Source organism: bacterium, assembly GCA_035380285.1.
In the GTDB taxonomy this organism is placed as follows: Bacteria; Auribacterota; Erginobacteria; order Erginobacterales; family DAOSXE01; genus DAOSXE01.
Genome location: DAOSXE010000014.1, coordinates 74,625 through 81,461, shown reverse-complemented (window position 1 = coordinate 81,461; position 6,837 = coordinate 74,625). Strand labels below are relative to the sequence as shown.

The window sequence follows — 6,837 nt, the reverse complement described above, 5'->3', positions numbered from 1 at the left end:
GCCCTCGGTGACCTCTGTGGTTCAGTTCCCTCCCCTTCATGTCCTTCATGGTCGAGAAAGCATAGGGCATAGGGCATGGAGCATAGAGTATTTCGAGCGGAGCGAAGCAATCTCTCTATATTTGAACTGCTCCGGAGATTGCTTCGTCGCTCCAGCTCCTCGCCTTCCTGAACCCTAAAGGGGGCTGTGGCGGTGGTGGTTTTCCCTATGCTCTCTGCTCTATGCTCTTTGCTCCCCTCCTGAACCCTTCGCCCCGAACCCTCTCTTCTCCGGGGTCGAGGAAAACTTTGCGGGCGGGCAGGCGAGGGGGTATGGTAACGGTCCCATGCAGACGCGGGCCGGGAAAGGATACGTTCACGGTTACGAGGTCCGGGAGGCCGACCGCCTCCGCGACCAGGCGCGGACCTTGGCCGAACTCCTGCACGCGGATACCCGCTTCCCCCCGGGGTCGGCGGTTCTGGAAGCCGGCTGCGGGGTCGGGGCCCAGACCGAGGCCCTGGCGGCCGGCAGCCCGGGAGCGTATTTCGTCTGTTTCGACCGGCGGGGGGAGTCGTTGGCCCAGGCCCGCCGGGCCGCCGCCGGCCGGATCGACGCTTCCTTCCTCCAGGGCGATATCGTGAACATGCCCTTCGCCCCCGGCAGCTTCGACCACGTTTTTCTCTGCTTCGTCCTCGAACACCTGGCCGAACCGGCGCAGGCGTTGAAAAAACTGCGGGAAACGCTGCGGCCGGGGGGGACGATCACCGCGATCGAGGGCGACCACGGTTCCAGCCTCTACCACCCGCGCTCGGCGGCGGCCTGGGCGACGATCCAATGCCTGATCGACCTCCAGACCCGCGCGGGCGGGGACCCCTTGATCGGGCGCCGTCTCTTCCCGCTCCTGCGCCAAGCCGGTTTCGACCCGGTCGCGGTCTCTCCCCGCCAGGTCTACGCCGACGCCGGGCGCCCGGAGACGGTGGAAGGGTTCACCCGGCGCACCTTTATCGCCATGGTCGAGGGGGTGCGGGAACCGGCCCTGGCGGCGGGCCTGATCGACGCCCGGCGCTGGGAGGAAGGGATCGAGGACCTGCGCCGCACCGCCGGGCCCGGGGGGACGTTCGCCTATACCTTTTTCAAGGCGGTCGGCCGCAACCCGGGACCGGGGGGAGGGGAGCCGTGATCGTATTCGGGCCCATTCCCTCCCGCCGGCTCGGCCGCAGCCTGGGCATCAACAATATCCCGCCCAAGACCTGCACCTACTCCTGCGTCTACTGCCAGGTGGGGAAAACCGACCGCATGACCCTGCGGCGCCGGGAGTTCTACGCTCCCGAACGGATCGCCGCGGAAGCCGCCCAACGGGTCCGGGAAGTCCGGGCCGCCGGCGGCGGGATCGATTACCTGACCTTCGTGGCCGACGGCGAACCCACGCTCGACCTCAACCTGGAGGAGACGATCCGCCGGCTCGCCCCCCTGGGGGTCCCCGTGGCCGTCATCACCAACGCGTCGCTTCTTTCCCGGGCCCCGGTCCGCCGGGCCCTCGCGTCCGCCGCGTGGGTTTCGGTCAAGGTCGACGCGGTCGACGAAGCCGCTTGGCGGAAGATCGACCGCCCCCACGGACGGTTGCGCCTGGCCGAGGTGCTGGAAGGGATCGCCGCGTTTTCCCGGGACTACCGGGGACGGCTGGTCACCGAGACCATGCTGGTGGAGGGTCTCAACGACGGGCGGGCGGCCGTGGAAAAGACCGCGGCTTTCGTGGCCGGAATCGCCCCGGCCGCGGCCTGCATCTCCATCCCCACCCGGCCCCCGGCCGAATCCGGGGTCCGGCCTCCGTCGCCGGAGGTCCGCCGGGAAGCGTGCGTCCTTTTCGCGGCCGGGGGAACGCCGGTCGAAGCCTTGTTCGGGGCGGAGGAAGGGGATTTCCAAGGGGCGCCCGACGCCGCCGAGGGGCTGTTGGCCATCGCCGCCGTGCACCCGATGAGGGAAAGCGCCGTCGAGGAATACCTCCGTTCCCGGGGGGAGGACGAAGCGCTGGTCCGCTCCCTGGTGGCGGCGGGGCGCCTGGTCCGGATCGAGTACGGGGGGGAGGTCTTCTACCGCCGCTCCCACCCCCGCTCCCGCTCCTGAAAATTCCGGGTCCCGGTCCTTCCCCCGCCCCGGGGGAGAGAATTCCGCCTGTTCCTTCCGCGGGCGCATACCGTATAATCGAAAAAAATCCGGGTCGAACCGGAAAGGAGAAGGCGATGTACGAACAACACCAGCGTCAAGGCCGGGGCGCCTGGGTCAGGAGCGACCTCAAGGGGAAGGAGTGGGATTACTCGCTTTGCCGGGACTGCCGGAAGTTCGAACCCGACGCCGAGGACAAGGGCTGCGAAATCCTCAAGACCGTCATGGACCTGGCCGCCCTGGAGAACCTGGTGCTGCCGGTCTGGGAGTGCGGGGTTTTCGAGGAGCGTTGAAGCCGGCGGCGAAAATTCTGGCGGCGTTCCTGCCGCTGCTGGCGACGGCCGCGCCGGCGCCCGGGGCGGCGGCAGCCGAAATATCGGTGCGGAGCATGCCCCCGGTGGTGGTGGCGACGGTCCCGGTCGCCGGGGCCCTGGAAGTCGATCCCTCCCTGGGGGAAATCAAGGTCACCTTCAGCAAGGACATGCAGACCGAACGGATGTGGTCCTGGGTGAGGATCACGCGGGAAACCTTTCCCGAGATCGAGGCGGATAAGATCCATTATCTCCCCGACCGCCGCACCTGCGTTCTCCCCGTGCGCCTGGAACCGGGGCGGACCTACGCCATGTGGATCAATTCCCTGGAAAACGACACCTTCCGGGACACCGAGAACAACCCGGCGGTGCCCTATCTCCTGGTTTTTCGAACGGCCTCGGACCCGCGCCGTCCGGACGCGCCCGCCGTCGAGGAGCCGTGAATATCGTCGAACCGACAGGCCGGGCGAGGGGAGCGACGCCGCCGGACGGCGAGGAAGCCAGGAAACGCGTTACGGTCGTGATCTTCGGTTCGACCGGGAACCTCACCGGGGTCAAGCTCCTGCCCGCCCTGGAGAGCCTGCTGGAGGACCGGGTGGTGGGGGAAGACCTGCGGATCGTGGCCGTGGGCCGGCGTCCCCTCGACGACGACGCCTATTACCGGAAGATGGCGGGGGAACTGCGCACCGACCTTTTGCGCGCCCGGATCTGCTATTTCCAGGGCGAGGTCGACCGCAAAGGGGGGCTGGAGAAACTTCCCGGGTTCCTGGCCGAGCGCGGTCTCGACTCCTCCAACCTGATCTTTTATTTCGCCACGCCCCCGGAACTGTACGAAACCATCGCCCGGGAACTGGTGGAGCAGGGCCTGATGCTCCAGGAACCGGGGGGGCCCTTCCGCCGGGCCGTCATCGAAAAACCGCTGGGGAACGACCTGGTCTCGGCCGGCGTCCTCCTGGACTCCATCTACAACCGCCTGGACGAAAACCAGGTCATGCTCGTCGACCACTACCTGGGGAAGGAGGCGATCCAGAACCTGATCGTGCTGCGGTTCCTCAACGAGACCTACGAAGCCACCCTCCGTGCGGAGTACGTCCAGGACATCCAGATCACCATCTCCGAAAGCGACCGGATCGGCGACCGCGGCCAGTATTACGACGGAGCCGGCGTGGTGCGCGACATGATCCAGAGCCACGTTCTCCAGATCATCGCTTTCCTGACCATGGACAAGCCGGAGGACAACCGCCCGGAATCGATCATGCGCAACAAGCTTCAGGCCATCAAGAACGTCCGTTTCACCACCCCCCTGGCCGACAATCTGGTCCTGGGCCAGTACCGGGGGTACCGGGAGGAAAACCACGTGCCCCCGGGGTCGGACACCCCCACCTACATCGCCGTCCAGCTCCACGTCGAAAAAGGGCCCCTGGTCGGGGTCCCGATCTTCGTGCGCACGGGCAAGGCCCTGGCCAAGAAGCACGCCCGGATCGTGATCCAGTTCAAGCCCCGCCGTTCCCCTTTCTGCGGAGAGGTGTTGGCGGGCAACAAGATCGTGGTGACCATCCAGCCCGACGCCTGGATCATGTTCTTCTTCAAGCACAAGGTCCCCGGGCTGACCATGGGGATCAAGGAAGTCGATCAGTGTTTCTTTCGGGAGGAGAGCTTCGTCGAGAGCCCCCGCGAAGGCTACCAGCGGATCTTCTACGAAATCATCCAGGGCAACCGCCTGCTCTTCACCACCCCCCACGAGGTCATCGCTTCCTGGATCTTCGTGGACCGTTTGATCGCCGCCGCCCGCGAAGCGGGGATCGATCCGGTGTCCTACGAGCCGGGCGTGGAAGATTTGCCGGAGTCGGCCGCGATGCTGGAGCGGGCCGGGTATTCCTGGTACGAAGCCTGGTATACCCGGAGCTGCCCCCTGGGGGGAGGGGATTGAACCACAGTGGACACAGAGAGTTTTAAGAGGGGACGAATCAGAGGGTTCAGGAGGGGAGCAAAGAGCATAGAGCAGAGAGCATAGGGAAAACCCCCACCGCCACAGCCCCCTTTAGGGTTCGGGGTTCAGGGTTCAGGAATGGAATTCCACCATGAAGGACATGAAGGTCATGAAGGGGGAAAAGAGGGCGAGGTGGGGTACTCCATGCTCCATGCCCTGTGCCCTATGCTTTTCACAGGTGCAAGAATCTCCAGGGGCCGCGGCGTTGGGGCCTCTGCCTGAATCCTGAACCCCGAACCCTGAACCCTGAACCCTGAACCATTGAGGGACATGGAAGAGAAGGAAGCGATCGTATTTCACGGCACCGCCGCCGAAGCCGACCTGGCCCAGTCGTACCTGCGCGGCCACGGGATCACGTCCTGGCTCAAGGACGAAACGGTGGGGACGCTTCTGCCTTTTTACGCCGCTCCGGGCGGAGTGGGGGCGGTCAAGGTGATGGTGGCGCCCGCCGACCGGGACCGGGCCCGGGAGCTGCTGGAGGCGCGCACGGACGGAAACGGGGAAGCCGATGCAGGCGACCGCGGTTGACGTTTACGTTTTTTCCGGAACCGGGAACACCCTGCTGGCGGCCCGGGAACTGGTCCGGGCCCTCCGGGAAGAGGGGGTGGAGGCCGAGCTGCGCCGGCTGGAAACTTCCCGGCCCGAATCCGTCCGCCGGGACCGGGCCCTGGGGCTGGCTTTCCCGGTGGCGGTGCAGTCCACCTACCCCCTGGTCTGGAAATTCGTGGAGGGGCTGCCCCCGGGAGAGGGGAGGGAGGTTTTCATGCTCGACACCCTGGCCCGGTTCTCCGGCGGCGCGGTCGGTCCCCTCAAACGCGTCCTGAGCCGCAAAGGGTACGCCTGCGTCGGGGCCCGGGAGTTCGTCATGCCCTCCAATTTCGGCCATATCGGCGCGAGCGGCAAGAACCGGGAACGGATCGAAAAGACCCTTCCCCGGGTCGCCGCCTACGCCCGGGACCTGGTTTCGGGGAAGACCCGATGGCCGCGCCTTCCCCTCTTCTCCGACCTGGTCCGGCTCTTCTCCCGCGGCGACCGTTGTTGGAAGTGGCTGGGGGGGCTGCTCGCCGTCGACCGGGACCGCTGCACCCGCTGCGGGCTCTGCATCCGCCTCTGCCCGGTGGGGGCTCTCGAATCGGGCGAGGACGGCTACCCTCGCCGGGGCGGCGCCTGCCAGTCGTGCATGCGCTGCGTCTCCTTCTGCCCCGCTTCCGCGGTCACGTTCCGGGGCAAGGTCCCGGCCCGGTACCGCGCGGTTTCCGCAGGCGAACTGCTGGGCGGCTGATTTCGGGGCCTCCCCCGGTTCAGACGATACCGCCCCGGCACCGCTCCAGGATCCCGTCGATCCGCTCCATCGGTTCCCCGCCGAGGGCGATCCCGCCGGCTCCGGCGTTTTCCCGGGCCTGCCCGGGGGTGCGCGCCCCCACCAGGGCGAGGGTACACCCGGGCCGGGCCAGGGCCCAGGCGATCGCCAACTGCGAAAGCGTGAGACCGAGTTCGCCCGCCAGGGGGCGAAGCTCGTCCAGCAGGGCCAGGACCCGGCGCACGTTTTCCGACCGGAAACGGGGCAGGCGCGCCCGTTCGTCGCCCGGCGCGTATTCCCGTCCCGGGACGACTTTCCCGGTGAGCAGTCCCCGCGCCAGGGGGGAATAGGCCAGGAAAGCCAGGGAGTGCTTGCGGCAGTAGGGCAGGGTGGAGGCTTCGGCCTTGCGGTCGAGCATCCCGAATTTTTCCTGGTCGGCGTCCACCTGCCCGCGCCGCCGGTATTCGGCGATCTGAGCGGCGGTGGCGTTGGAGACGCCGATGGCCCGGATCTTCCCTTCGGCCTTGAGGGCGAGCAGGGCGTCCATGGTTTCGGCGATGGGAGTGGTCGGGTCCTGCCAATGAGTCTGGTAAAGGTCGATGTAGTCGGTGCCGAGGCGGCGCAGGCTGGCTTCGACCTCGTCGCGGATGCTCTCCGGTTTCAGGCACCGGAAGACCCTCAGGGCGGGGCCGGGCCCTCCCGGCCCGCGTTCGTCGGTATCGAAAAAATGTTCCCCCTGCTCGCGGTCCCAGACCATTCCGCATTTGGTCATGATCACGACCCGGTCGCGGCGACCCCGGACCGCTTCCCCCACGATCTCCTCGCTCAGGCCGAAGCCGTAGATGGGGGCGGTGTCCACGGCGTCGATCCCGGCGTCGAGGGCGGCCTCGATCGCCCGCCGGGCCTGGACCCGGTCGGTCCCCCCCCAGAGCCATCCGCCGATCGCCCACGTCCCCAGCGTTACCGCCGAAGCTTCGATTCCGGACCGCCCTAATTCCCGGTGCTGCATGCTCCCGCTCCCGTTGAGAATTGATGATTATCGAACCCCATCTAGTGTAGAGTATGAAGCGTGAGCTTCCAACCGGATTACCCGA

General features: G+C 67.1%; 8 protein-coding genes. 7 read left to right on the top strand and 1 reads right to left on the bottom strand.

Features of this window, described 5'->3' with window-relative positions; translation table 11 throughout:
* Positions 1-325: 325 nt before the first annotated feature.
* From PLZ73_07145 to PLZ73_07115, 7 genes are all read left to right on the top strand, one after another.
* The gene (locus tag PLZ73_07145) at positions 326-1,159 is read left to right on the top strand and encodes a methyltransferase domain-containing protein (GenBank protein ID HOO77648.1); all 834 of its coding nucleotides are present in this window, start codon (positions 326-328) and stop codon (positions 1,157-1,159) included.
* Positions 1,156-2,103, top strand: a complete 948-nt coding sequence (locus PLZ73_07140) for a radical SAM protein (GenBank protein HOO77647.1) — start codon at positions 1,156-1,158, stop codon at positions 2,101-2,103. The genes PLZ73_07145 and PLZ73_07140 overlap by 4 nt, the downstream gene beginning before the upstream one ends.
* A gap of 116 nt (positions 2,104-2,219) precedes the next feature.
* Positions 2,220-2,435, top strand: coding sequence for a hypothetical protein (locus PLZ73_07135; protein HOO77646.1), 216 nt, complete (start codon positions 2,220-2,222; stop codon positions 2,433-2,435).
* Positions 2,432-2,896 carry an Ig-like domain-containing protein gene (locus PLZ73_07130; GenBank protein ID HOO77645.1) on the top strand — a complete coding sequence of 155 codons (465 nt, stop codon included), beginning with the start codon at positions 2,432-2,434 and terminating at the stop codon, positions 2,894-2,896. Before PLZ73_07135 ends, PLZ73_07130 begins: the two co-directional genes overlap by 4 nt.
* Positions 2,893-4,383 (top strand): glucose-6-phosphate dehydrogenase, encoded by a 1,491-nt coding sequence (locus tag PLZ73_07125; protein HOO77644.1) that lies wholly within the window; start codon positions 2,893-2,895, stop codon positions 4,381-4,383. The genes PLZ73_07130 and PLZ73_07125 overlap by 4 nt, the downstream gene beginning before the upstream one ends.
* Positions 4,384-4,713: 330 nt before the next feature.
* Complete coding sequence (locus tag PLZ73_07120; GenBank protein ID HOO77643.1) at positions 4,714-4,971, top strand: DUF2007 domain-containing protein; 258 nt, start codon at positions 4,714-4,716, stop codon at positions 4,969-4,971.
* A complete protein-coding gene (locus PLZ73_07115; GenBank protein ID HOO77642.1) occupies positions 4,952-5,725 on the top strand; it encodes an EFR1 family ferrodoxin in 774 nt (257 codons plus the stop codon). The genes PLZ73_07120 and PLZ73_07115 overlap by 20 nt, the downstream gene beginning before the upstream one ends.
* A 19-nt stretch (positions 5,726-5,744) precedes the next feature.
* Here the strand turns inward: PLZ73_07115 and PLZ73_07110 are convergent, their stop codons facing one another.
* Complete coding sequence (locus PLZ73_07110; GenBank protein HOO77641.1) at positions 5,745-6,752, bottom strand: aldo/keto reductase; 1,008 nt, start codon at positions 6,750-6,752, stop codon at positions 5,745-5,747.
* Positions 6,753-6,837 lie beyond the last annotated feature (85 nt).

Coding starts and splice junctions, on each gene's coding strand:
- PLZ73_07145 (HOO77648.1), top strand. CDS start 326: ATGCAGACGCGGGCCGGGAAAGGATACGTTCACGGTTACGAGGTCCGG.
- PLZ73_07135 (HOO77646.1), top strand. CDS start 2,220: ATGTACGAACAACACCAGCGTCAAGGCCGGGGCGCCTGGGTCAGGAGC.
- PLZ73_07120 (HOO77643.1), top strand. CDS start 4,714: ATGGAAGAGAAGGAAGCGATCGTATTTCACGGCACCGCCGCCGAAGCC.
- PLZ73_07115 (HOO77642.1), top strand. CDS start 4,952: ATGCAGGCGACCGCGGTTGACGTTTACGTTTTTTCCGGAACCGGGAAC.
- PLZ73_07110 (HOO77641.1), bottom strand. CDS start 6,752: ATGCAGCACCGGGAATTAGGGCGGTCCGGAATCGAAGCTTCGGCGGTA.